Here is a 25446-nt window from a genome sequence, read left to right on the forward strand (position 1 = left end):
AATGGAGCTTTGCCCTCTAATAGTGAAAGGACAAAACCCCAACTTTTAAGAACCAGCCGGTCTAATCTTTTTTATAAAATTTACATTCATAGCCATCTGCTCTAAGAAGAAGTCCATCTATCCACGGCGGAGTTTCTCCCATCTTCTTACAAATAGCATCTACTGACACACTTATACTTGCTTCAATAATTATTTCATCATGCACATGACCACATATAAAGCAGTAGGATAAATTATTCATAGCATAAGCTAAAATATCACGACTTATAGCCTGAACAATATTCTCTACAAACTTTGGTCCATAGCTTTCAATCCTGCCCCACTTTTTCCCTGTAGTTATCCCTTCATAGGTAACACTTTCTCCTCCAAATCTGTTTTCACCTATTCTTGGCTTCACATAGGAAAGTCTCCTGCCACTTGGAAGATCAATAAAAAGCATGGCACTTTGATATATGAATTTTATATTTCCAGTTTCAGTAGTAGTCTTTTCTTTTATAGAAGTCTTTATACATTTATCTATCTCCCACCAAAACCTAACAATATTAGAATTTGCTGCTCTCCAAGAATCTACAAGTGGCTGAAGTTCCTCTTCTAAAAGTCCCATTTCAAGAGCTCCCATTGCAGTTAATGCTCCAGTACCTCCACCATAACCAAGAGCAAGTTCAGCAATTTTTCCTTTTTGCCTAAGTTCTGCGTTTACCCCATGCTTTTCTACGGGAACTCCAAACATGGCTGATGCAGATGCACAGTAAATATCTCCGTTATTTTCAAATACTTCACTTCTCCATTTTTCCTTAGCTAAAAAGGATAGGACTCTTGCTTCTATAGCAGAAAAATCAGATACAATAAATTTCATACCATCTCTTGGGATAAAAGCAGTTCTAATAAGCTGTGATAAGGTATCTGGAATATCATCATAGAGCATAGTCATTGCTTCATAATTTCCTGTATCTACTAAGCCTCTAGCCTCTTTTAAATCTAGTAGATGATTTTGTGGTAAGTTCTGAAGCTGAATGAGTCTACCCGCCCATCTACCACTACGGTTTGCTCCATAAAATCGAAACATCCCCCTTGCTCTTTGGTCCTTACATACTGCATTTCCCATAGCCTGATACTTCTTCACTGATGATTTGGCTAACTTTTGTCTAATTTCTAAGACCTCTTTTATATTCTTAGGTACTGTTTCGAGTAGACTAGCTACCGATTTTTTATCTAAACTTTCTGCTAGAATTCCTTGTTCTTTTAGCCATTCTTTCATTTGCATCACACTATTTGGATTATCGAGACCTGTTATACTTTTTAGCTTAGAAATTAAAATATGCCTTATAGATGCATCAAAAGCTATGGCATTCTTGGCCATATTAAGATCAACTTTGATGCCTCTATCATTTATCTCCTGGTCTAAGTAAAACTCATCCCAGACAGATTCTGGAACTGGAAACTTTTTTAATCTACTTTGAATTTCCATCTCAGCTTTAACATCACGAATGTTATATTTTATAAATCTATCCCATTTTTCCCTATCATCACATGGTAAATTTCTATCTCTATAGCCATTTGTCTTTGTAGGCTTACAAGGCACACAAAAATATTTTATTAAATCCTTACCTTCTTTTAATTTCTGTTCCTCCAGACCCAGTACTGAGCCGGCATTTTCTAGTGATAATGGTAGTCCCAGATATGCACACCAAGTCATGGTACATTTCCAAGACCTAGGATCTAAATAAATTGATTCACTATCTTCAGATATGCTATGTCCTATAAATTTTCCAGGGTAGTTTCTTCTTAGATATTCTGATAGGCATATTCTTTCAAATTGACTGTTAAATGCCCATTTTGTAATGTCTTCACTTATGAGTGCATCTAATATTTCCTCAGAGATTGTCTCTCCCTCTGCTATATCAACTACCGTTACCTCGCCTCCATTTACAGAATATCCAAATAAAAGGATTTCAAATAAAGGTGACTCTACATACCTATAAACTCCACATTTTGAAAGGTCTATATCACTAAAAGTTTCCACATCACAACTCAAACTTTTTATTTTAACCACGAAAAGGAACCTCCATGTTTTATCCTACTAATCGTATTACTTGATACTTCATACATTGCAGCCAACTCCACACCTTTGATTCCACAACATATACCAGACCTTATTGCTTCCACATCATCCAAAGATAATTTTCTCCAAACACCACCTTGTCGATATATATCTAGGATATTTTCTGTTCTTGTTCCATAACTTAAATTTTCCACCCTATTATCCCTAGGATTTCCGTTTTTATGTAGCACCTCCATATTTTGAGGACACGTTCCTATAAAAGTAATCGCTATAAGTTGATGTACTGGTTTTCCATTTGTTCCACGCCCTAAAACAACAGAAACATGACCACATTTACAATACTGTCCAGGTTTTAATACTCTTCCTTTTACCATTCTGTAAAATTCTTTACAATTAAAATAGCAAATACCTCTTACTTTATGATCTATACTGCGTATTCTATCCATAGTACTCGCTTGATATTTTCCATCATAACCTGGGATATCTTTCCATAATTCTTTCAATTTTTTCATCCTCCCAAAAATACAACGGAGGACTTAGCATACTTTGCTTCATCCTCCGCACCCTAACTAACCTAAAAAATCATCTTCTTCTACATCTGCAAAGTCATCTTCTGCTCTGGATTTTCCACCTAGAGGTTCACCATCAGCAATCTTCTGAAGATTATTAAGCCCTACTGCAATACCCTTGTTTCCGTTAGAGTTAAAGGCATAAAAGTTGATACTTGCACGTCCATATACCCCGCTATATACTTCGCTACGGTCAATGATTTCTTCGCGGTCAGCATCTACAATTCCAGGCGCAGTTGCACTATTTGCATTAATAAAATAGCTATCCTTATATGCCTCATCATCTGGTCTTTCTAAATCCCCATCCCTAAGAGGAGTCTTGATATTTTTAAGTGCAGGCACGCTCTTTCCAGTACCTTTGAGTTTAGATTCGCCCTCCTCATAAGCTGCCTTAATTGCTGCTTCAATCTTTGCAACAGTTTTAGTGTCAGACTTTGGTATAATAAGGCTTACACTGTATTTTGGTGTGCCACCATTAATAGATTTTGGATCCCATACATTTGCATAGCTCCATCTTGTATTTGGTCCTGTGATAACTTTTGTTGGGTTCTTATAGTTCATTGTCATATTTTTATTCCTCCATAAAATCTTCTTTTGCTGAATTAAGTTCTAATCTTTTGTCTGTTCTTTTCACAAGAGTTGGTTTGCCTTGAGGTTTCTTTACTAACTCTGAAAGCAATCTTTCAAATCTTGTTTTTCCAAGTAGCTTTGTCATAGCTGTGATTCCAAGAACCTTTTTCTCATATGGATCAAAGCCAGCCTCTTCTACTTTTTCTGCAACTTTCTTTTCATCAATATATTTTCTAGTTGCTCTTCCTTCTACAACTTTCCAATCATTCCACTTTTTGCCTTCCACTGCTTTCTTTAGTGCATATTCTTTAATGTCACCTGCCCAAGATACCAGTTCATCTACTTTTTCTAGGATGATTTCAATTTCATCATCTTCAAGATTCTCCGGAACCTTGAAGTCATACTTTGCAAGCAAAAGGTTATATTCTGCTCGTTTTCTGCATGTAGCCTTCACTTTACAAAACTGGCAGTGGCTACCAGCTTTAAATTCACCCTCACCATTAGCTGCAAGTTTTGCCTGTGGCATTAGAGTTTTTTCTGCCCAAAAAAGAAGCTTCTCTTTTGAGATAGTATACGTGCTTATGTGTTCTCTTCTTGGCTGAAATATAGTCATAGTAATTTCATTGATATCATAAATTCCGTCAAATATAGCTAGTGCTCCAAGGGCATAACACATCATTTGAGAATTGTTATTTGCATCCACAAGTATCCCTAAACCATATTTAAGATCAATTACTGTCAGCCTCTCATCAGATACAATAATGCAGTCTCCTGTTCCGAAGCCATCCGGCACCCATTTAGAAAAATCCAAGTGCTGCTCTATTAATATCACTGGATCTTTACATAAATTTTTAGCCTCTTCATACTGGCACGCTACATAGCTTGCATATTCCTCTGATGATTCTTCCATTTCTTCATCATAATAATCTAGGTCATTTTTTGGATTTTTAACCTTTTCTCCAAGGATTTTTCTAAGCTTATATTCACTTAAGCTATGTGCATCTGTTCCCTGCATAGCATATTCACTTGGAATATCATTTATCTCTTTACAAAGAAGTGCCGATGGTGGGCATTCAATCCATCTTGCTGAAGAGGATGCAGAAAGCACTGCATGTTTATCTGGCATTACCTATTACCTCCACCTCTTTTAGTAGCTGATAATATTCTTTTGGATCAACTTCAGATAATTTTTTCACTCCATGTTTTTCCAGAATTTCTTTAATCTCTTTTGTAAATCCATTACGTGATTTTTCAGCTAACACAGCTCTTACATCTTCTAAGGCTAGTTCTTTTTCTGCCTCAGTTTTTTGAACCTCCGTTTTAGATTCCAAGACCTCTTTTAACTTTTCTGAAATTTCTTTTAGAATTTCACTACACTTATAAAGCTCATCTGCAAGTGCATATAGTTCTTTGTCTTTTGCCATACTGGTTTTCTCCTTTCCTTTGACTTAAATTTCTTGTGATTTTCTCTGTAACTATCTGAATAGCAATAAGTGTATCTACAATTTCTTTATCAATATCACTTACACATTTTTCAGTTTCAGACCTACATCTTTTTGTCATTTTCGACCTCCTATCTGAGTGGCTTTCTTGCCCCTCTGCTAGTAAAAGGACATGAGTAATTTCTTTAAGTACCAAAGTTATAAAAAATCTGCATCACTTTTTTGTGATGCAGATTTTTTTACTTATTTATATGGAATAAGCTTATCCTTGAGTTTTAAGAAAATCTTTTTCTTCCTTTTATTAACTCCCTTTTGGCTCATACCGATCTCGCTACCAATGGCTGATTCTGAATACCCTTCTCCAAATAACTTTATAATTTTCCTATCGATTTCTTCTAAAGCACTAAGTTCTTTTCTTAAAGTTTCTAGAAGCTCCCTTTTCATTAGGTCTTCCTCGATATCATATGAATCAGCAAATTCAAACTCATTATTGTCATAAAGAGAATCAAGAGAAATATCCCCCTCTCCATTCATCCTCTTTTCATGCTGCCTTTGTTCTTTTTTATCTTCCCTCCACAAAGGACGCATATATTCATAGTACTGCTCCTTTGTAGCAGGTATCATAACTACTCTGACGGGTTTATTACCTATCTTTTGCCACACTACATCCTCACGATTAATGTCAAAGGCATCAATTGTCTCCTTTGTTACTTCCATCGGAATAAAATACTGTTTGTCACTGTTTTTCTTTTCTTTGTCTAAATTTGTCATCATGCAGACCCTCCTTCGGTCTAAAAACCGAAGTGAGAATCCACACGAGACTTTCCCTAATATTGGCCATAAGAATGAATCCTCACTTCTTAACTGGCCAACCGTCCCAGTGGGTTGACTTTATATTTTCTTTTTCTTGTTTCTTAGCTCTGGGCATCGATGATCAGACGATGAACTTTGAAACAAGTTTTGAGTGTCAAATACTATTTATAAAAAATGGCGACTTACAATAATATGCATACCATTTGGTACTCTCGGACATTTTAAGTAAACAAAAAGAGCCCAAGTAGTTTTATCAATGGAATTCTCCAATTGTTAAACTACTCAGGCTCCCTCTGCTATGGCTTCCATACCACACGGTTTGCTCTTAAGTATTCGCATATATTAAATTTTCCTTTACTGATTTCCTCTGACTTACCAATATGATTATGGACTACAATCTTGTGTTCCAGCATAGGTTTCTTCGGTGGAATAATCCGAATAGTTCCTATGGCCATATTGCAGGGATCTCTAGTATCATCTATTATCGTGCTTTCTTAAATTTACCACGATTTTTATTAGCAATTGATGGATTATATACCTGTTTTAGAAAATTAGACATTGTTAATCTTTTCCCTTTCGGACCTTCAATAACAGGATCACCATCTTCACCTTGATAGCGCATACAAAATTTAGTACCGTCATCAGCATAAATTGGATAATCAGTCTTTGTCATCAATAACCCTCCTCTCTTAAAAAGTCTTAAGTTAAATAAAATAACTTTTTATTTGGACATATTTATATTACTCTTTGAACTGCTCCAACCATTGCAAAAAACTTTCTGTTGTGACAATTCCATTTTTCATTTTTTCCCTCCATATCTTAACTTCAGACATAAGATATGAAAGTTTTTCTTTAGCATCACGATTCTCCGGATGTCTTATTGTTATCATCTTATATTTCATATAAACTTTTCTGAATTCTTTAGTTGCAATATCATTTTTTTCCTTATTTGCTCGTGTTACCTGTGCCCCTATATCTTTGCATAACCTCTTTGGATCTTGCGGAGATGGATACCCACAATAAATTGCATCTATTCTGCCTTCAGGAACAAAGTACTCTCCACAGTTAGCGCATTTCGTAAACTTTACATTGTTGTCCATACAATGTGCTGCTTCAAATAATAATAATGACATTGATGATTTGATTGTATATAGCGAATGAAATTTTCCTTCATAATTTGCTATACGAAAGTCAATGTGCTGAAAATTTATATTTTCACTAAACATAGACCAAAATGCATTTACTTGATCCTCTTCATATTCATCTTCACTAGCGAGCATCAAAAAGCTATGTTTAAATGCAACATATGACTGTGCATGCCAGTAATATGCAGAGAGCAATGCCTGCTTATTCGTGGATTTTCCCAATTTACTATAGCCACTACCTTCAAATATAAACTTTCCTATAGAATCTTCTTCCTTTATTTCTATGAAAAATTCATCAGGATTTGACATTTCTCCCTTACACATATCCGCAACTAAATCCATGAATTCAAAAGTAATAATAACTGCTGCAGTTATTCCAATTTTTTCTTCTAACTTATCAACAAACCAAGGGAAAAACTCTGCTAATGTCTTCTCCGATGGCTTTTCCTCTAAGCGAGAATACTCCAATATGACTTCTTTTAAGTCTGTAGGATGTAATCTAGCATACTCAGCAATCATCCCTCCAATCGGATATTCTTTTATACCACGATACATAACAACATTTTTTTCTCCATCAAAATCTACTATTAATCCATCCATCTCCATAACATTAACCTCCTGTTATCAATTGATATTTTAATTTTCATCTCGCAACTCGTTAACAATGATTATTTTTATTTCTTATTGATAACATTATATGATATTATCCGTAACAGTGCAACAATCAAAATATAGTTTTATTAATTGATAACAAGTTTGTTGCATATAAGCCACTCCGAATCATAAGAGGGCAGATCTCCCTTCACTTTATAAAGGAAAATCCGCCCTCATGCACAGAGTGTTTTTCTACAATAGTTTTTCTAAAATCTCTTTGAGCTTTCTTAAAATTCTATCCTTTCGCCATTGTATAGTCTGATAAGTTACACCCTTATCTTTTGCAACACTTGATAAAGTTTCATCATAGAAATACAAACGCTCAATAAGCTCCTTTTCTTCAGCATTGAGCCTTGATATAGCATTTCTGACTGCTTCAATCATCATCTGTGTTTCAACAATCTTTTCTACATCAACACTTTCATCAACAATATTATCTACAAAATGTCCGTCATGATCCAATGATGAAAAAAAGAGCAAGTGGTTTTTCTTGTCCACCTGCTCTAAATACTTCTCGTGTTCTCTTTCTCGCCAGTAGACTTTGTATATCTGCTCGCTGACTTTGACCTTTTGCCCATTGACATAAAGGTAATATTCTTTTGGCATACATGTTTCCTCCATTTCTTTTTTGTCTGCGTTTTTAGACCTTGAATTTATAATCTAAGTGCAACAAAAAAAGGAGGACTCCTGCACCTTGGCACAAGAAATCCTCTAAAACGAAAGAAACTTGTTCTTCCTTTGATTATATTTAATTGGTTGGTAAAATGTTTAAGAAAGTATAAAAGTATTAAGAATGTATGAAAAAGGAGGGTTTATTATATCTTGCTCTGTTTTCAATGAATATAAAGTAGCATTCATTCTTCTTCCTCCATTCCTTATAGCTAAAACATATTTTTAACAATGCCTTTCTGAAACAATTTCATTACAAAATTAAGCAAAGTTTTTAGGATTTTAACTTTTCTTTTCCCATTTTATTCAACTCGCCAATCATCATAAATATTCCAACAACAATCATGATGAAATCTACAAGTGGTTGTGTGAACCATACTGCTTTTATTTCAAATACCATTGGCAAAAAGATCATTGCAGGAACAAATAAGAATAACTGTCTAAGCATAACAATAGTTCCAGCTTTCTTTCCGTTTCCGATTGACTGGAAGAAAGTAACAGTCATAACCATTACTCCATACAAAATAAATACGGAATAGAACAATCTAAAGTTTCCAACACCCTGTGCAATAATATTTGCTTCTACACCAAATAACGAAAGTATCTGACTTGATAGCAGTAGAGATGGAATCCAAAAGATTCCTGCAAGAACTAAACCGCCAATAGAAAAGACCTTCATAGCTTCTCTTACTCTGTCATATTGCTTTGCTCCGAAGTTCGTTCCAACAACAGGCTGCAAGCCTTGACTCATTCCCCAAAGCGGAATAAATGAAAAGGCATATACACGAAGTGATGCCGCCATCAAAATTCCATTGGTATCTCCGCCATACTTAAATGCCATTTTATAAAGCATCGTCTGTTGTATCATGAATAAAAGCTGCATCATCATAGCTGATGATCCTACCCCAAACATTTCTTTTTTTATCTCAGGATCAGATTTAATCCTATGAATTTTAACAACCTTACTCTTTTTCAAGAAATAATGTAGTGTTGCAACCGCTTGAACAAATTGTGCTGTAATCGTTGCAAGGGCAGCACCTTCAATGGCATATTCACCCATTATTGTCATTAAGATTGGATCAAGGATAATATTTAGCAAAGCTCCAAGTCCCATAATCGTCATAGCTTTTTTCATCAATCCTTCGCCACGCATAACCATGTTTGCGGACTGTGTGAAGTTTACAAATAGAGAACCTATAAAAATCACTCTGAGGTATCTAACACCATAGGCTTTGATTTCACCCGTTGCACCGACCATATCTAAAAAATGCGGAGCAAGAAGTATTCCTCCAACCGTAATAATTACAGAGAAGAAAATCACCCAATAGATTAGGTTACCCATAATTTTATCTACAGTTTTTTGATCCCCTTTACCGATTGCTCTTGAAAGTACAGATGCAGAACCTACACCAAGTAAAGTTGAAACACCGCTGTTAAAAAAGGTAAGTGGCATTGCGACACCGCAGGCAGTCATTGCTGTCTGTCCTATAATTTTCCCTGCAAATATTCCGTCCATTAACGGATACAGACCGATAACAATCATTCCGATAACTGCCGGAATAGATAGCTGAAAGAGTAAGTCTATCGGTCTTTTTGTTAGTAACTGTTCTTTCATATCTTGTTTCATTTACATTCCTCCAAATATTGTTTATATTATAGGCAATTACTCGTTTGATTGAAAAACTCCTCGATTGCCTTTATATTTTTTTCATTCCTATTGCCATGCCATTTTAATTTTCCATTCTCCATAAACATATAATAATCACAACAGCATTCTACTAATTCCGGATCATGTGTAATAATAAAAATAGTTTTTCCTTCTTCTCTAAGTCTTATCATTTCATTTGAAACTTCTTTCATGTTCTTAAAATCGAGACCACTTGTAGGTTCGTCCAAAATCAAAATTGTTCTATCAGAAGCAATAGCACTTGCAATTGCAACTCTTTGTTTTTGTCCTCCTGACAATGACATTGGATGACAATCTATAAAATCCATTAAGTTTAATTTTTTACATATTTGATTAACTATTGTTTCTTTCCTATCATCATTCTCTATACTCAAAAAAATTTCTTCTTTAACTGATTCAGTAAATAATTGATGATTAACATCCTGCATTACCATAAAACACTTTTTTAATCTTTCTCTTGTAGCATAGCTTTCTGTATTTATACTCAAAGTTCCTTTCGCTTTTTCTTCAACTCCACACAAACATTTTGAAAAGGTTGATTTTCCAGAACCATTATTTCCCAAAACAGCTACAATAGACTTTTGAGGTAATGTAACATTTGGAATTTCAAGAAATGGTTTTTTTTCATAGCTAAACATAAAATCTTTAATCTCTATTTGTTCTTTAGATTCTATATTTTTTATAGTGTTATTTGCATTTATAGGATGTATGCTCCTTAATCCCATTTCATTTAAAATACTATTAGGTAATACTTTAAACTCAGCACAAGAAAACACACTATGAACTTTTCCATCCTTCATATAGACAAATCTATCTGCAACATCTATTAAATATTTCAGTCTATGTTCTGCAATAACTACAGTAGCATTTTTTTCTTTCCACTTCTTTATAATGCCTTTTAGCATTTCTATGGTTTGTATATCTAAATTAGATGATGGCTCATCCAATACATAAACCTCAGGTTCCATAGTTGCAGCAGAAGCACAAGCAATTTTTTGTTTTTCACCTCCCGACATTGAAAACAGGCTTCTATCAAGTAAGTTTTTTATGTCTAATTCTTTTGTTACCTTTCCAATTCTTTTACAAATTTCTTCTCTTGGAATACCAAAATTTTCACAAGCAAATGCAATTTCACTTGTAGAGTCTACATTAAAAAATTGAGTTCTTGGATTTTGAAATACTGATCCTACATACCTGCTTAATTCATCAATCGGATTTGTAGAAACTTTATACCCCTGTACTGTAACTTCTCCTTTCAAAGTTCCCGTATAATATCCGGGAATAAGTCCGTTAATCAATCTACTTACAGTAGTTTTCCCACAGCCAGATTCTCCACAAAATACAACTACCTCTCCATCATTGATCTTTAAGTCAACATTATAAATTCCGGCACTTCTATCTCCATTATCATAAGTAAATGACACGTCTTTAAATTCAATCAATGCTATCCCCTCCTATAAAAAAATAGTCCTGTAAAGGCAATTGAAAAGAGTAAAATGAGCAAATCATATATAGTAAACTTTACTTTTACTACAGTAGTTCTCTTTTTCAAAGCTCCCAATCCTCTACTTATTGCCGCCGCCGACAATTCATCACCTATTTTTGCAATAGAAACGATTAAAGGTATTGTTACATATTCCAAGTATAAGCTTGGATTTTTCCACGCCTTTTTATTTTTAAAACTAATTCCTCTCATTTTCATAGCAGTCTTAATAGAGTTGTGTTCTTCTTTCAAAGTTGGAATAAACCTGAATGCAACTGCTGTTGGAATAATAAATGCATTGGGAATTTTCCACTTTACCATGGCTGCTATAAACTCGCTCGTTTTTGTGGACATTACAACATAATATCCCAACATGAAAATTGGAAATAGTCTTAAAATTAAGGCATTCAACAATACTGAAATTGTATTTATGAGTGTAGGCAATGTGTACATATCTTTCGTAAAGTGTGCCATAATAGCCAAGGTAAATAGCCCTCCATAAATGAAAGCTATCTTAACTTGTTTATTAGATAATAATAATGCTATTGCCACAATGGCGGATATAAGGCTAACTAAAATATCCTTATATCCGACAGACATTATGGTTGTTATAAATATCATAAATAAAATTTTAGTACGAGGATCTAAGAAAAAGCCCTTTGGTTTATTCGGTTCGTATACCTCATACTCTTCCATTAAATGATACCCGCTCTCTCAAAGTGTTTCTTAAGCATTTTCCTCCCTAAATTTGCACCAATAACTGAGCCGATAAAAATAATTCCAAATGCAGCAATCCCCATCCAAGAAGGCATATATTTTGCGAGTGCAAGTGCATATTGTTCTCCCATTTGTTGCTTAACACCTTCCATATAGGTATCTGCCATTACCCACATTGGCATTTGACAACCTATCATTCCACAAGAAAATAGCCAAAATCCAATAACATTCTTTTTAAAACTCTTAAAACCACCTGATTTCATAACCAGATCACTGATAATTCCAAATGGAATATATCCCACTAACGCTAACCATGTATAGCCCATAAAATACCAAAACACACCAATAATAATTGACATAATCGTAACCATGCCAAATTTTTCTATTTTGGTTAAAAACAACATAAATGGAATTCCTGTGACTATAGGAATGAGAAGATAGATAGCTGGGTATAAGATAGGAATTGCATTCATCATCCCTACTACAAAAAACAGAACTAAATAAATAGCTGTATAAATTCCTACATTGATTAGATCTTTAGCTGACAATCCTTTTTTCATTTTTTTTAATCCTCCTTAAATTAAAATAATATAAATCTACATGAGCTATATTTGAATAATTCTCATATAAATCATTTTCACTCATGACAATTTCCAATTAACTGCCTTTTGTCGTGCCTCAACAAAATTTTTATAGATACCTTCTGCTTGAATTAGCTCTTCATGTGTGCCTTTTTGATTTATTTTTCCATTTGCTAAAACAAGTATTTGGTTTGCATTTTTTATTGTCTTTAGTCTGTGTGCTATCATTATTACTGTTTTATTTCTTGTGAGTTCCTCCATAGCAACCTGCAATTTATCCTCATTTTCAGGGTCTACATTTGCAGTAGCTTCATCGAAAATAATAATAGGTGCATTCTTTATCATTGCTCTTGCAATTGATATTCTTTGTCTTTCTCCACCAGATAAACTTGCACCTCCCTCTCCTATAACTGTTTCATATTGTTCAGGAAGCTTCATAATAAATTCATGACAACACGCTTTCTTTGCAGCTTCTATAACTTCCTCATGTGTAGCATCTGGCTTAGCAAACTTTATATTGTTCTCAATAGTGTCTTGAAATAAATAAACATTTTGAAAAACCATACTAATTTGTCTCATTAATGACTCCAATGAATATTCTTTAATATTATGTTTACCTATGCTGATTTCTCCTTTCTCTACATCCCAAAATCTCGCTATCAAATTGCAAAATGTAGTTTTTCCAGCTCCTGAAGGTCCAACTATAGCTGTCATTTGGTTTTGTGGTATCTTGACAGAAATATCATCAAGGATTTTTTTGCCTGAATAAGAAAACTCTACATTATCAAAAGAAATATCGAAAGTAGTAGGCTTTATGTCTTTTCCATCAATATCCATCTGTGGAAATTTCTCTAACTTCTTTGTTTGCTCAATAGATCCACTAACAACTCTGAGAGAAGTTGTTGCACTTCCTGCCAATTTTATTTGAGAAAAAGCAAGAAAAGAAATTATAATCGTCATAACTGTATTTAAGAATGAGAGTTCTCCATTGATATAAAAGAAAATACCTGCACCTATTATCAAAATGCTAAACAAATCCAAAAGAATATTTTGCAAAATCGTATAAGGTGTAAACAGTTTTTCACAATCAAGATTTATTTTTCTACTATTTTCAATAGCACCTCTGACTTTTTCATCTCCTTTCCCTGTTAAATTGAAGGATTTTATAACAGACATTCCTCCAATTTGTTCTAAAATGGCATCAACTAATTTAGCAGATGCTTTTTGTCTTTTAGGAAGAACACTCCTTGATTTGCTTTCCATTTTTGAGAGAACAAATAAGTACAATAGGCATCCAATTGCAACAATAAAACCTATTCTCCACTCAAATGCTAAAATCATTATTGTAAATATTATCGTGTTTATAAAACCTGATAATGTATTTACCATAACCATTGCTGCGGTATTTTCTACATCTTCTAAAACAGTTGTAGAAATTCCAACCACTTCACCAATATTGTTTTCATTGAAAAATCCCATAGGTATTTTTTTTAACATTTCACCTATTGCTACTCTTTTATTTGCCACCATGAAATAACTTGCATGGCATTGCTGTAATTGTGAAAAATAATTTGTAACACTTCTTCCGATTATGCTAATAACAAGAAGTATTAATGCGATCCACGCGGGCATCATGCTCATGTCTTTTTGGACAATTGCTTTCACTATAAAATAAATAGCACTGATTTGAAGCATATGAAAAATCGCAAACAAAAAACTTACCCATATAGAGTGATATACATTTTTCTTTTCATCACCTGAGAAATCTAAAATCTTTTTTAAAGCACTTAACATTTCATCCCACCATCCTTTGTTCCTATATGAGCGTTCCACATATTTCGGTATAATTCACAACCTTTTAATAATTCATCATGCTTACCGTATGAAACAAGTTTTCCATTCTCAATTAAGAATATTTGTTCTGCATCTGTTATAGTTGATAACCTATGAGCAATAATAATCACCGTTTTATCTTTTATAAGCTTTGATAAAGCTTGCTTTATAATCACTTCATTTTCAGGATCTATATATGAAGTAGCTTCATCAAGTATTACAATAGGTGCATTTTTGAGCATTGCTCTTGCTATAGATATTCTTTGCCTTTCTCCACCAGAAACATGGCTACCACTACTTCCGACAACCGTATCGTAACCATGTTCCATTTTCATAATAAAATCATGACAACCCGATTTCTTAGCAATGTCTTCTACTTCTTTATCACTGGCACTTGGATTACCCATTCGGATATTTTCCCTAATACTTTCGTTGAACAAAAAATTATCCTGCGAAACAAAGGCTGTTAAACTATATAATTGCTTTAATGGAATTTCATTAAGATTGTATCCACCAATATTTATATTTCCTTCCGTAATATCCCAATATCCAGCTATTAATTTTGCTAAAGTTGACTTGCCACTTCCACTTGGTCCAACAAAAGCCACTGTTGTTCCTTCTTTTATGTTTAGGGATATTCCATGAAGAATTTCTTTTTCTTCTTCATATCCAAACTTTACATTTTGTAAATCAATATTATATTGCTGGATAGTTACTTCTCTATCAGAATGCTTTTGTTCTTTTCCTTCTAAAATTAAGTTAATAGAATTAGCAATAGTTCCTATCTTAGCAAGACCATCAACAAAATTGATTGTTTCAAGTAAAGGTCCTGCAATACCTAAAGATAGAATAATTACAGATATAAATACTTCTGCACTTAAACTGCCGCTAATGTAGAAATACCAACCAAATGGAAGCACTGTTATCATTGTAGTAGGAGATATATTTTTAGATAAAGATACAGGTAACTGACAGCTCTTCATCCATTCATAAAAGTATCTTGCATTTGCAATGACTTTATCTTTGTACTTTGCGTACGATCTCTTGTCTTGATTAAATGTTTTTATCACTTCTATTCCATTGACATACTCAATAATTGCAGAATTCATTTCTCGATTTACCTTTACAGATCCTTCATATTGAACAGCATAATTTTTCATTACGAGTCCCATAAAAAGCATTCCCACAGGAATGGATACTAATGATAAAAGAGCCATTCTCCAATCAAGAAATAATAAGTAAATAAATATACTCAAAGAACCTAAGAGATTCGATGTCATTTCAGGCAACAGGTGAGCGAGCGGTTTCTCCATACTTTCAACCTGATCCACTATAATCTGCTTAAAGTTTCCGCTTGGAACAGAGATTATTTCCCCTAATGGCATCTTTGGGAGTTTTTCAAGCATTCTTAAACGAACATCTTTCAGTACACTAAAAGTTGCTTTATGAGATACAGATAAAGCCATAGAGTATAAAAATGATTTTAAGATGTAGGATGACAATCCTATTCCTAACCATAAGGAATAAATTTTAAAATCCTCATTTCCCTTTAACAATTCAACTAAAATACGACTTGCCGCAATATATGGAACAATCCCTGCAATAACACCGATACTCGCTATAAATACAGATGTTTTTAACTTTGAATGTTCCTTTTTTGCAAGCTCCCACAATATAGTAGCAGGACTTTTTTGTTTCATAATCAACACCTCCAAATGAAATAACTTAATTAGCTAACTTAGTTATCTTTATTTTAAAAAATATAAGGGCGTTTAATACCCTTTCCCTTATATTTAAAAACATCGCAATTTCTCCCATCCATCATAAAAAAACTTCGAAACTATTCTTGTGTTTAACTTTACTTCTTCTTCTGTTTGAGAATGTATTATAATTTCACACAATGCATTAATATAAGCATGGTTTAACAAATGCATTGCATCTTTAGGGACTTCTGATTTTATATTCTTTTTCTTTGAAATAATCTGAAACGCTTTATGTCTGTTTATATCTTCCTTTTCCACAAGAAGCTCTATAAAATTATCATATTTCGTACCATATGATTTATATATTAAAAGATTAAATAAATCTTTTTTGCTAAACATATATAATGCAGATTCAATTGACCCTTCAATGTTAATTTTTGATAAATCTTCTCCACAATTTTTTTCTATGTTTTGAAAAGATTCCTCTTCAAACTTGTTATAAAAACCCAAAAGTTCTTTTGCCAATGGATCAACCAAAGCAACAAATAAATCTTCTTTATCTTCAAAATGGCGATAAAAGGCTCCCGTAGTAACTCCGGCATCTTTACAAATTTTTCTTAAATTAGCTCGTTCATATCCATCGTTCAAAAAATTCGCTTTACCACTATCTATGATTTTTTTATGTGTAAGCTCATATCCACTCAAATCTGCCACTACTCTGCCTCCTTTCTCTTTGCTGATCAATTTACTATCTCATTCCGATAACTTAGTTATCATTTTACTATTTTCGCTTATATTTGTCAAGTATTTTCTGGAACTTTAATAAAAAATATGGTAAAATAAATGCAAATAGTTTTATACACGCTTAATGCTTGCTCCATAATTTACACTTTTGTAGCAAGCACAGTAAGTGTACGGACACTTACGAAAAAATTGGTGAAGCAGCCCTTTGGGATCTGCTTCTTTTTTTATCAATTTTTAACTTGTTATAATCAAAATGCCTACTATAAAAAAGCGCCGATAATAGTTCTATAGTCACATCCCATAAAAATTGTTTTTGACAATAGCACTGTTGTTATGCCAATCAAAAAAATTGTTCTATTACTACAGCCTATGCTTTTCCAATAGTCAAGACCTATATCAGAACACAGAAAAAGGAATTTCAATAAATTATTCATTTACACTAAACCCCTTTATTTCAAACCTTTTATATGGCTTTAATCATTTATTATTGACAGTCGAACAATAGTCTTAACATGAAATTTTAAGCTATTTTGAAAATTATATATTCCTAACAAAATCCATCAAATTTATAAGATTTATAACATTTCTATCGTTTCAATCAAGTTATTTTTAACTAGGATATTTATTAACAGCTCTATAATTAATTTTATTTTTTTATAATAGCCACTTGTTTTTTCCCATATACTTTTGAAGTAAATTTATTATATTCGCCTGATGATTCCCATTTTCCAGCAATAACTATAATCTTGTCTCTATTATTATATATTTCAGAGCGAATCTTTTTATAATTATCTTCATCTGAAAACGATAATATAAATGCATATTTTTTACTTTTTATAGGAGAGACTAAATAAACTTCTTTCTTATCATTATCGTATAATCTTCCGTCTACGGTCGCTTCAATTATCTTTTTTCCAAAACACCCTTTTGGATATCTATATTCGCTCCTGTCATCTAATATCATTGAACCTATTTCTTTACCTGCATATGTATTTCCAACAGGGAAACTTTTACACAATGAATATATTTGTCTTAATGTTCTTGGTGGATGAGCACTAGGTTCACCAGTTCCATGTGCAGAAGGAATATTTTTTTGTGATAATGATTTGGTGTTGCATAAAAGATTATTTATTGCATCTTCATAAACAAATTGGGATTCATCATAGTCATTCGAATCAAACTCTGTACTCCTATTCCCAAACGGACAATTCTTAATATGTTTAAAATTCGGTTTTGTCGCTCTAAAATAGGCACTTTTACTCCCATCAACTGCACAAATATATAATTTTGCGTCGCACATATGATTAGGACAAAAAAACGCAGTGTCCCTATCTTCTTCTATAGCTTTATCAGAATAAATTATATTTTTTCTATCTTTATCTCTGTACGCATATTTAGCCATATCCTTACCTCCCAGTTTATAAAAACATATTTTATGACAGTAGTTCTATTGTCTCCATACGCTAAAAAACCTCTTTGACAATAGTCCTGTTGTTACACCAAGCAAAAAAAGTAGTTCTATAGCCACAACCACCTATTTCCAGTGGTCAGAACTATTGCCAAATGCTCTAAAATCACAATCTAAACCAGCTGTCCAAACCTATGTATTTTTCTCTAAATCCTTTGATTTCAAGGCTTTTCTATACTTTTTCTTCTTACTTTCTTGACAGAAGAACTACCGTCTCCACATGAACTGTTCTCGGGAACTGATTAAAAACTTTTAATGTTTTTAGTTTATATCCGTTTTCTATTAGAATTTTTGCATCTCGTTTTTGAGTTTTTGGATTGCAAGAGATATAGACGATTGTTTTTGCTCCACAAGAAATTATTTTTTCCAAAGCTGTTTGGTTTATTCCGTCTCTTGGTGGGTCTACGACGATTACGTCAACTATTTCTTTTCTGTTTTCAATTTCTACTAATACGTCCCCTGCAATGAAGGTGCAATTTGTAAGTCCGTTTTCTTTTGCAGATTTGTTTGCACTTTCAACTGCCTCTTTTACTATTTCTATTCCATAAACTTCTTTCGCTTTTCTGGCTACGATTTGTCCGATTGTTCCAGTTCCTGAGTATAAGTCGAAAACTACTTTGTTTTCAATATCTCCACAAAGTTCAATCGCTTTTGAATAAAGGTTTATTGCTCCAAATACATTTGGTTGAAAAAACGAAAATGGTGTTACTTTAAATTCTAAATCAAATATTTTTTCTGTTATATAATCATCTCCAAAAATAATATTTACTTTTTCAGGCACCACTGCATCTGCAAGTGAATCATTTTCTGTATGAACAATAGATTTTATCTTTCCTTCAAGTTTCAAGTCTAAAAGCATATCTACAAAACTTTTTGAATCAAATTTACTTTGTGTTGTAGTTACGATATTTACCATTATTTCACCGGTTGTTAGAGCATAACGGATAATTAAATGTCTTAACAATCCCTCGTGATTTCTCTTTTTTACAAAGGGTAATTCTTTTTCTCTGGCAAAATCTACAATTGCATTTCTTATTACTTCAAAATCTCTATGTACTAAATTACATTCTTTTGTATCTACAACTTCATAAAATCTATTTTTCTTGTGCATTCCAAGCATAATCGGACTATCTTTATACATATCTGCAAAAGTATATTCCATTTTGTTTCTGTAAGCACTTTTTAAAGGACTTTCAAAAATTTCCACTTCTTCTGAATATATATCCTCAAAAAGCTCTTTAATCTGTCTTTGTTTTAAATTCAATTCATATTCATAAGAAACACTTTGATAGCTACAACCACCACATTCAAGGTAATTCGGACAAGTTTTATTTGTTTCAAGTTCGCTTTTTTCTAATGTTTCAAGAAGTTTTGCCTCCATGTGATTTGCTCTTTTTCTTCCAACAACGACAGAAACTTTTTGTCCTTCGATTCCACCTTTAAAATTTACTTTCTTATCTTCAAAAGTAAATTCAGACATATTTGGAAAATTTACTTTTTCAATTTTTCCCTCTATGATTTTCTTCTTTCTTCTCGCCATATACTTCCTTTCTATTAGAAGAAAAGAGTGAAATATATTCACTCTTTTCTTTAAAATTTTCTATTTGTTTCTTCCACAACATTTTTTATATTTTTTTCCACTTCCACAAGGACATGGGTCATTTCTTCCGATTTCTTTTCCTTTAACAAATGTAGTTTGTTCGTCAGGAACATTTGTTGAAATTTCCTTAACAGCTTGTTCTCTTTCAATTTCAGCTCCTGCAGGTTGGATATTGAAAAGTCCTCTTAAAACGTCAGCTCTGATTGATTCGTTCATTTCGTTGAACATTTCAAAGCCTTCAGCTCCATAAGCTCTAACAGGGTCTTGTTGTCCATAAGATCTTATGCCTATACCTTGTCTTAATTGGTCCATTGCATCAATATGGTCCATCCATTTTCTATCTACAACCATAAGCATAATAACTCTTTCAACTTCTCTCATTTGTTCTTCGCCAATCATTTTTTCTTTTTCGGCATAGAAATTTTCAGAAAGTGTTCTAATGTATACTTTGATTCTTTCTTTGTCAAGATTTTTAATTTCTTCCAAGTTTAAAAGTCCTGTTGGAAGATATTCATTTTCCAAAGCAAGTTTTAAACCGGCTAAATCAACTTTGTTGCCTTCTGAATATTGTTCAACTGTTTGGTCTATTAAATCTTTTAACATTTCTAAGATATTTTTACTCATATCTTCACCATCAAGAACTGCACGTCTTTCTTTATAAATAACATTTCTTTGAACATTCATAACGTCATCATATTTTAATACATTCTTTCTGATACCGAAGTTATTCGCCTCAACTCTTTCTTGAGAACGTTCAATAGCTCTTGTAACAGACCTAAATTCTAACACTTCATCAGGGTCATAATTTCTATTCATAGCAAATTTTTGAATAGCCTCTCCACCAAATAGACGCATTAAGTTATCTGTAAGTGAAACAAAGAATCTTGATTCTCCAGGGTCTCCTTGACGTCCTGAACGTCCTCTTAACTGATTGTCGATACGTCTTGATTCGTGTCTTTCAGTACCAATGATGAAAAGTCCACCAACTTCAAGAACTTTTTTAGCATTTTCATCTGTTTGTGCCTTATATTTTTCATATAATCTACTAAATACTTTTCTAGCCTCTAAAATTTCTTCATCATCTGTTTCCCAGAAAGCATCTAAATTATCTAAAACATATTGAGGTGTGCCGTTTTTCTTCATTTCATGTTTTGCCATAAAGTCCGGATTACCACCTAAAAGAATATCGGTACCACGACCTGCCATGTTTGTTGCGATAGTAACTTTTCCATAAATACCTGCTTGAGCAACTATTTCAGCTTCTCTTGCATGGAACTTCGCGTTCAATACATCATGTTCTATTCTTTTTTTCTTAAGCATTGCACTTAACAATTCTGAAATTTCGATTGAAATCGTACCAACAAGCACAGGTTGTCCGGTTGCATGAATTCTTTCAATTTCTTCAACAATAGCTTTAAATTTAGCCTCTTCTGTTAAATAAACTCTATCATGATGATCTTTTCTTATAACCGGTTTATTTGTTGGAATTTCAATAACGTCCATATGATAAATTTCGTTAAATTCATTTTCTTCTGTCTTTGCAGTTCCTGTCATACCGGAAAGTTTATCATACATTCTGAAATAATTTTGATATGTTATTGTTGCAAGAGTCTTAGATTCAGATTTAATTTCAACACCTTCTTTAGCTTCAATGGCTTGGTGTAAACCCTCACTATATCTTCTACCTTCCATAATACGTCCGGTAAATTCATCAACAATTAAAATCTCACCGTCTTCGCTAACAACATAGTCAACATCTCTTTGCATTGTATTATTAGCTTTTAACGCTTGGTTGATATGATGTGCAACTTCCATATTAACAGGATCAGAAAGATTTACAAGCCCGAAAAAGTCTTCAGCTTTCCCAGTACCTATTTCAGTTAAGTTTGCAGTCTTATGTTTTTCATTAACTACAAAATCAACAGTTTCTTCTCTAAGCTCTCTATTGTAAAAATCTTCATTTTCTTCACTTGGGTCTGCAATTCTACCTTTTAAACTCTTTACAAATCTATCTGCAAGAGCATATAAGTCAGTTGATTGGTCGCCTTCTCCTGATATAATAAGTGGAGTTCTAGCCTCGTCAATTAAGATAGAGTCAACCTCATCTACGATGGCAAAGTTAAGTCCTCTTTGAACAAGTTCTTCTTTATAAACAACCATATTATCTCTAAGGTAGTCGAAACCAAATTCTGAGTTTGTTCCATAAGTTATATCACAATTATAGTTTTCACGTCTTTCATCATTTGTAAGACCATGTAAAATACAACCTACCTTTAAGCCTAAAAATTCGTGAACTTTACCCATCCACTCCTTATCTCTCTTTGCAAGGTAGTCGTTAACTGTTACGATATGAACACCTTTACCTGTAAGTGCATTCAAATATGATGGTAAAGTTGCAACTAAAGTTTTACCTTCACCTGTTTTCATTTCTGCAATTCTTCCTTCATGAAGAACAATACCACCGATTAATTGTACTCTATAATGTTTCATTCCTAAAACTCTGTACGCAGCCTCCCTAACTGTCGCAAAAGCCTCAGGTAAAATATCGTCTAAAGTTTCACCATTTGCTAATCTAGTTTTAAATATCTCAGTATTATTTCTAAGTTCCTCATCTGTTAATTTTGAATATTTTTCATCGTAAGACATTATTTTATCTACGATTGGATTTATTTTTTTAACTCTTTTTACAGAAGAATTAAAAAAATCGCTAAAAAATCCCATAACTCACCTCTATTAAAATATATATTTTCTCACGATTAATATTTTACCACAAATACACAAAATTTACAAATTTTCACAATAAATTTTTACAACCATAAAATATTTGAATATAAGTTTAAAAATCTCATTCTTTATTTCTTAAGAAAACAAAAAACTATTGACTTTATAAATAAATTTTTATACAATTAAGTTGTATTCGTGTAATACCAATAGTAGCCTATTTTTTAGGCAGAGTAGGAAACTTGCATTAAGTGTTACAAGATGGGATGTTGCTTGTAAACGAAGGGATTTTCTCGTGGTTAGTTTTCGCATCCACTGTTGGCATTGATTTTTGAAAGGAGAAAAATGAAAAAGAATAGGTTTACTACAACACAATTAGCTATTGCAGGCTTAATGATAGCTATAACAGTTATTTTGTCTTATCAAAATATTTATTTATTCCCACCTAGAAGTGGAAGAATAACACTTAGATTTATCCCAATGATATTTTCAAGTATATTATTAGGACCAACAATAGGAACCATAGTTGGTGGAGCATCTGACCCACTAATTTATTTCTTAACTTTAGGTTCTCCCGGAATGTACTTTCCAGGCTATATGCTTACAAATATGGTTATGGGATTTTTCCCGGGACTTATAATTAGAAAAGATACTAATAGAGATAACAAATTATTTTTAACTTTAAGAGTTGCTCTTATATCAATTACTTCTTTTTTAGTTACAATCTTTTTAGACAGCTTCTGGCTTTCTATAACAAGAGGCAAAGGCTTTTGGTACTATGTAATTTCAAGAAGTGTACCAAATTTAATTCAAATGGGTATTACATTTGTTGCAATTTTAGTTTTGGTTATAAGAATCAAAAAAACATACAGATAAAATTTTTAAAAATTAATAAATAAAAATCACATACACGAATCAAAACTGGCTACATTGTAGTCAGTTTTTTAGTGTATCATTCAAATTTTTGTTTACTACTACATAGTAATTTGTATATTGTCTTTAATTCTTTTATCTGTTATAATTATTTTAATGAGTTTTAAGGAGGGAGTTATGAGAATTAATGTAAATTCTGAAATCGGAAAATTAAAATCCGTTTTGCTACACAGACCTCATAAAGAACTTTTAAATTTAACACCTTATTTACTTGATGAACTTCTTTTTGATGAAATTCCATTTTTGGATAATGCACAAAAAGAACATGATATGTTTGCAAACATTTTTAGACAAAATGGTTGTGAAGTTTTCTATCTTGAAGATTTGTGTGCTGAAAGTCTTTATGATGACGGTATTAGAACTGCTTTTATTGAAGAATTTTTAGATAATGCAGATGTAGCCGTAGAAAATGAAAAAAGAATTTTAAGAGAATATTTATTTTCTATCAAAGATAACAAAGAGTTAGTTTTAAAAATGATGGAAGGTATTAGAAAGAATGAAGTTGATTTGAGAGAGCCTTCAACTTTGAGCGAACTTGTTTCAAAGAATGATTTCTTCATTTCAAAACCACTTCCTAATTTATATTTCACAAGAGACCCTTTTGCATTTATTAAAAATGGGGTAAGTTTGCATACAATGTGGTCTGTTACAAGAAGAAGAGAAACTCTTTTTGGAAAATATATCTTTAATCATCACAAAGAATTTAAAGGTATTCACAAATGGTATGACAGAACAGATGTACCTTCAATCGAAGGTGGAGATATTTTAGTTTTATCTAAAGATGTAGTTGCTATCGGTATTTCTCAACGTTCAACTGCAATCGCTATTGAAACTATTGCAAAAAGACTTCTTGAAGATGAAAACGGCGTAAAAACTGTACTTGCAATGGTAATTCCAAACAATAGAGCTTTTATGCATTTAGATACTGTTTTAACTTCAGTTGATAGAGATTTATTCACTCTACACCCTGAAATTGAAAAAACACTAGAAATCTATTCATTAAAATTAGTTGATGGAAAAGTTAAAGTTGAGGCTGAATCAACTGATATAGAAGTTGTATTGAAAAAATATTTACATTTAGATAAAATCGACTTTATTCGTGAAGGAAAAGGTGGACTTTTAGACACACATAGAGAGCAATGGTCTGACGGATATAACACATTAGCTATCGCTCCAAGAGAGGCCATCGTTTATGATAGAAATACTATTACAAACGAACTTCTTGAAGAAAAAGGAGTAAAACTTCACAAGATAGATTCAGGAGAATTATCAAGAGGACGTGGTGGCCCAAGATGTATGAGTATGCCACTATTTAGAGAAGATTTAAAATAGTTTGAATTCAAAAAGGTGCATAAGCACCTTTTTGTTTTATATTATTTTATTTCAAATTTTTTAACAAGCTCAACAGAATTTTAATTTTCAATCCAAACAGTTTTAATCAAAATATATTTTCCACTTTTTATATTTTTAAAATAATGTTCCAAATTCATTTTAAATTTTCTCTTTTTGTTCGGCTCCAATTTTTGCGTAATTGCCTTTTCTTCAAGTTTCGGAATTAATTGTTCCCCATTTTTATACAATTTTATTTCATCTGTATATAATAAATTTTTATCTATTTCATTTACTATTTCAAATTCTATATTTTTACCATCTACATTAAAATTTTCAAATCTAATTTTATCCGTACTTTTAGTTTCGACAAATTCTGTTTCTACTTTGCTTTTATCCTCACTTTTTGAGCAAGATGAAAGCAACAGCAAGCCAATTAGTAACAAATACTTTCTTTTCATACAAACAGCTCCTTTATCATAGTATATCATAAAAATACAACATTTTACAAATATATTGTACGCTTTATTGAAAATGGAAAGATTTGTACTCTATTAGGACCATCAAGTTCTGGAAAATCTACTCTTTTAAATATTGTCAGTGGTATAGAAACTTTTGAAAAAGGCTCTATAACCATAAATGGTGAAGTTATGGAAAATATGAGCGAGAAAAAAATTCTAATTACAGAAGAAAGCATCTAGGCTATGTTTTTCAATCTTACAA

General features: G+C 32.5%; 24 protein-coding genes and 1 riboswitch. Of the genes, 3 read left to right on the forward strand and 21 right to left on the reverse strand.

Annotated features, from left to right (window positions below; genetic code table 11):
* Positions 1 to 61: 61 nt before the first annotated feature.
* The 20 genes from IBJ83_RS02510 to secA all read right to left on the reverse strand — a co-directional run bounded on the left by IBJ83_RS02510 (position 62) and on the right by secA (position 22461).
* On the reverse strand, positions 62 to 2053 hold the full coding sequence (locus IBJ83_RS02510) for a DNA polymerase (RefSeq protein WP_333473015.1): 1992 nt from the start codon (positions 2051 to 2053) through the stop codon (positions 62 to 64).
* Positions 2041 to 2565: an NUMOD4 motif-containing HNH endonuclease gene (locus tag IBJ83_RS02515; RefSeq protein ID WP_201275191.1), complete on the reverse strand. Its 525-nt coding sequence runs from the start codon at positions 2563 to 2565 to the stop codon at positions 2041 to 2043. The genes IBJ83_RS02510 and IBJ83_RS02515 overlap by 13 nt, the downstream gene beginning before the upstream one ends.
* A gap of 66 nt (positions 2566 to 2631) precedes the next feature.
* Positions 2632 to 3198: a DUF2815 family protein gene (locus IBJ83_RS02520; protein ID WP_456299556.1), complete on the reverse strand. Its 567-nt coding sequence runs from the start codon at positions 3196 to 3198 to the stop codon at positions 2632 to 2634.
* Between the two features lie 4 nt (positions 3199 to 3202).
* Complete coding sequence (locus tag IBJ83_RS02525) at positions 3203 to 4327, reverse strand: DUF2800 domain-containing protein (protein ID WP_201275192.1); 1125 nt, start codon at positions 4325 to 4327, stop codon at positions 3203 to 3205.
* Complete coding sequence (locus IBJ83_RS02530) at positions 4317 to 4625, reverse strand: hypothetical protein (protein WP_201275193.1); 309 nt, start codon at positions 4623 to 4625, stop codon at positions 4317 to 4319. Before IBJ83_RS02530 ends, IBJ83_RS02525 begins: the two co-directional genes overlap by 11 nt.
* A complete protein-coding gene (locus tag IBJ83_RS02535) occupies positions 4588 to 4764 on the reverse strand; it encodes a hypothetical protein (RefSeq protein WP_201275194.1) in 177 nt (58 codons plus the stop codon). Before IBJ83_RS02535 ends, IBJ83_RS02530 begins: the two co-directional genes overlap by 38 nt.
* A 122-nt stretch (positions 4765 to 4886) precedes the next feature.
* A complete protein-coding gene (locus IBJ83_RS02540) occupies positions 4887 to 5414 on the reverse strand; it encodes a sigma-70 family RNA polymerase sigma factor (protein WP_201275195.1) in 528 nt (175 codons plus the stop codon).
* A gap of 523 nt (positions 5415 to 5937) precedes the next feature.
* Positions 5938 to 6129, reverse strand: coding sequence for a hypothetical protein (locus IBJ83_RS02545; protein WP_068912721.1), 192 nt, complete (start codon positions 6127 to 6129; stop codon positions 5938 to 5940).
* Positions 6130 to 6196: 67 nt separating this feature from the next.
* The gene (locus IBJ83_RS02550) at positions 6197 to 7207 is read right to left on the reverse strand and encodes a DUF6076 domain-containing protein (protein ID WP_201275196.1); all 1011 of its coding nucleotides are present in this window, start codon (positions 7205 to 7207) and stop codon (positions 6197 to 6199) included.
* 240 nt (positions 7208 to 7447) lie between these two features.
* Positions 7448 to 7861 carry a sigma-70 family RNA polymerase sigma factor gene (locus IBJ83_RS02555; RefSeq protein WP_201275215.1) on the reverse strand — a complete coding sequence of 138 codons (414 nt, stop codon included), beginning with the start codon at positions 7859 to 7861 and terminating at the stop codon, positions 7448 to 7450.
* Positions 7862 to 8198: 337 nt separating this feature from the next.
* Positions 8199 to 9551, reverse strand: a complete 1353-nt coding sequence (locus IBJ83_RS02560) for an MATE family efflux transporter (protein WP_201275197.1) — start codon at positions 9549 to 9551, stop codon at positions 8199 to 8201.
* Positions 9552 to 9577: 26 nt separating this feature from the next.
* Positions 9578 to 11053, reverse strand: a complete 1476-nt coding sequence (locus tag IBJ83_RS02565) for an ABC transporter ATP-binding protein (protein WP_201275198.1) — start codon at positions 11051 to 11053, stop codon at positions 9578 to 9580.
* A 2-nt stretch (positions 11054 to 11055) separates the two neighbouring features.
* Positions 11056 to 11790: an energy-coupling factor transporter transmembrane component T gene (locus IBJ83_RS02570; protein WP_004838469.1), complete on the reverse strand. Its 735-nt coding sequence runs from the start codon at positions 11788 to 11790 to the stop codon at positions 11056 to 11058.
* Positions 11790 to 12371 carry an MptD family putative ECF transporter S component gene (locus IBJ83_RS02575; RefSeq protein ID WP_010815644.1) on the reverse strand — a complete coding sequence of 194 codons (582 nt, stop codon included), beginning with the start codon at positions 12369 to 12371 and terminating at the stop codon, positions 11790 to 11792. The genes IBJ83_RS02570 and IBJ83_RS02575 overlap by 1 nt, the downstream gene beginning before the upstream one ends.
* 81 nt (positions 12372 to 12452) lie before the next feature.
* Positions 12453 to 14186: an ABC transporter ATP-binding protein gene (locus IBJ83_RS02580; protein WP_004838467.1), complete on the reverse strand. Its 1734-nt coding sequence runs from the start codon at positions 14184 to 14186 to the stop codon at positions 12453 to 12455.
* Positions 14180 to 15925 (reverse strand): ABC transporter ATP-binding protein, encoded by a 1746-nt coding sequence (locus tag IBJ83_RS02585; protein ID WP_201275199.1) that lies wholly within the window; start codon positions 15923 to 15925, stop codon positions 14180 to 14182. The genes IBJ83_RS02580 and IBJ83_RS02585 overlap by 7 nt, the downstream gene beginning before the upstream one ends.
* A gap of 93 nt (positions 15926 to 16018) precedes the next feature.
* Positions 16019 to 16642: a TetR/AcrR family transcriptional regulator gene (locus IBJ83_RS02590; protein ID WP_201275200.1), complete on the reverse strand. Its 624-nt coding sequence runs from the start codon at positions 16640 to 16642 to the stop codon at positions 16019 to 16021.
* Positions 16643 to 17318: 676 nt separating this feature from the next.
* Positions 17319 to 18074: a hypothetical protein gene (locus IBJ83_RS02595; protein WP_201275201.1), complete on the reverse strand. Its 756-nt coding sequence runs from the start codon at positions 18072 to 18074 to the stop codon at positions 17319 to 17321.
* Between the two features lie 253 nt (positions 18075 to 18327).
* Positions 18328 to 19680, reverse strand: a complete 1353-nt coding sequence (rlmD, locus tag IBJ83_RS02600; protein ID WP_201275202.1) for a 23S rRNA (uracil(1939)-C(5))-methyltransferase RlmD — start codon at positions 19678 to 19680, stop codon at positions 18328 to 18330.
* Between the two features lie 60 nt (positions 19681 to 19740).
* The gene (gene secA, locus IBJ83_RS02605) at positions 19741 to 22461 is read right to left on the reverse strand and encodes a preprotein translocase subunit SecA (protein ID WP_201275203.1); all 2721 of its coding nucleotides are present in this window, start codon (positions 22459 to 22461) and stop codon (positions 19741 to 19743) included.
* Positions 22462 to 22688: 227 nt separating this feature from the next.
* Positions 22689 to 22781, forward strand: a riboswitch (THF riboswitch).
* Between the two features lie 25 nt (positions 22782 to 22806).
* Between secA and IBJ83_RS02610 the strand changes: the two genes are divergently transcribed.
* Entirely contained in the window at positions 22807 to 23337 is a 531-nt protein-coding gene (locus tag IBJ83_RS02610) for a folate family ECF transporter S component (protein WP_068474568.1), read from the forward strand.
* Positions 23338 to 23511: 174 nt separating this feature from the next.
* Positions 23512 to 24726, forward strand: coding sequence for an arginine deiminase (locus IBJ83_RS02615; protein WP_201275204.1), 1215 nt, complete (start codon positions 23512 to 23514; stop codon positions 24724 to 24726).
* An 80-nt stretch (positions 24727 to 24806) separates the two neighbouring features.
* On the opposite strand, the gene IBJ83_RS02620 is transcribed toward IBJ83_RS02615, so the two are convergent.
* Entirely contained in the window at positions 24807 to 25184 is a 378-nt protein-coding gene (locus IBJ83_RS02620) for a hypothetical protein (RefSeq protein ID WP_201275205.1), read from the reverse strand.
* Between the two features lie 81 nt (positions 25185 to 25265).
* On the opposite strand from IBJ83_RS02620, the gene IBJ83_RS08610 reads away from it, so the two are divergent.
* Positions 25266 to 25424, forward strand: coding sequence for an ATP-binding cassette domain-containing protein (locus IBJ83_RS08610; protein ID WP_408635028.1), 159 nt, complete (start codon positions 25266 to 25268; stop codon positions 25422 to 25424).
* Positions 25425 to 25446 lie beyond the last annotated feature (22 nt).

Source organism: Parvimonas parva, assembly GCF_016552165.1.
Lineage (GTDB): Bacteria > Bacillota > Clostridia > Tissierellales > Peptoniphilaceae > Parvimonas > Parvimonas parva.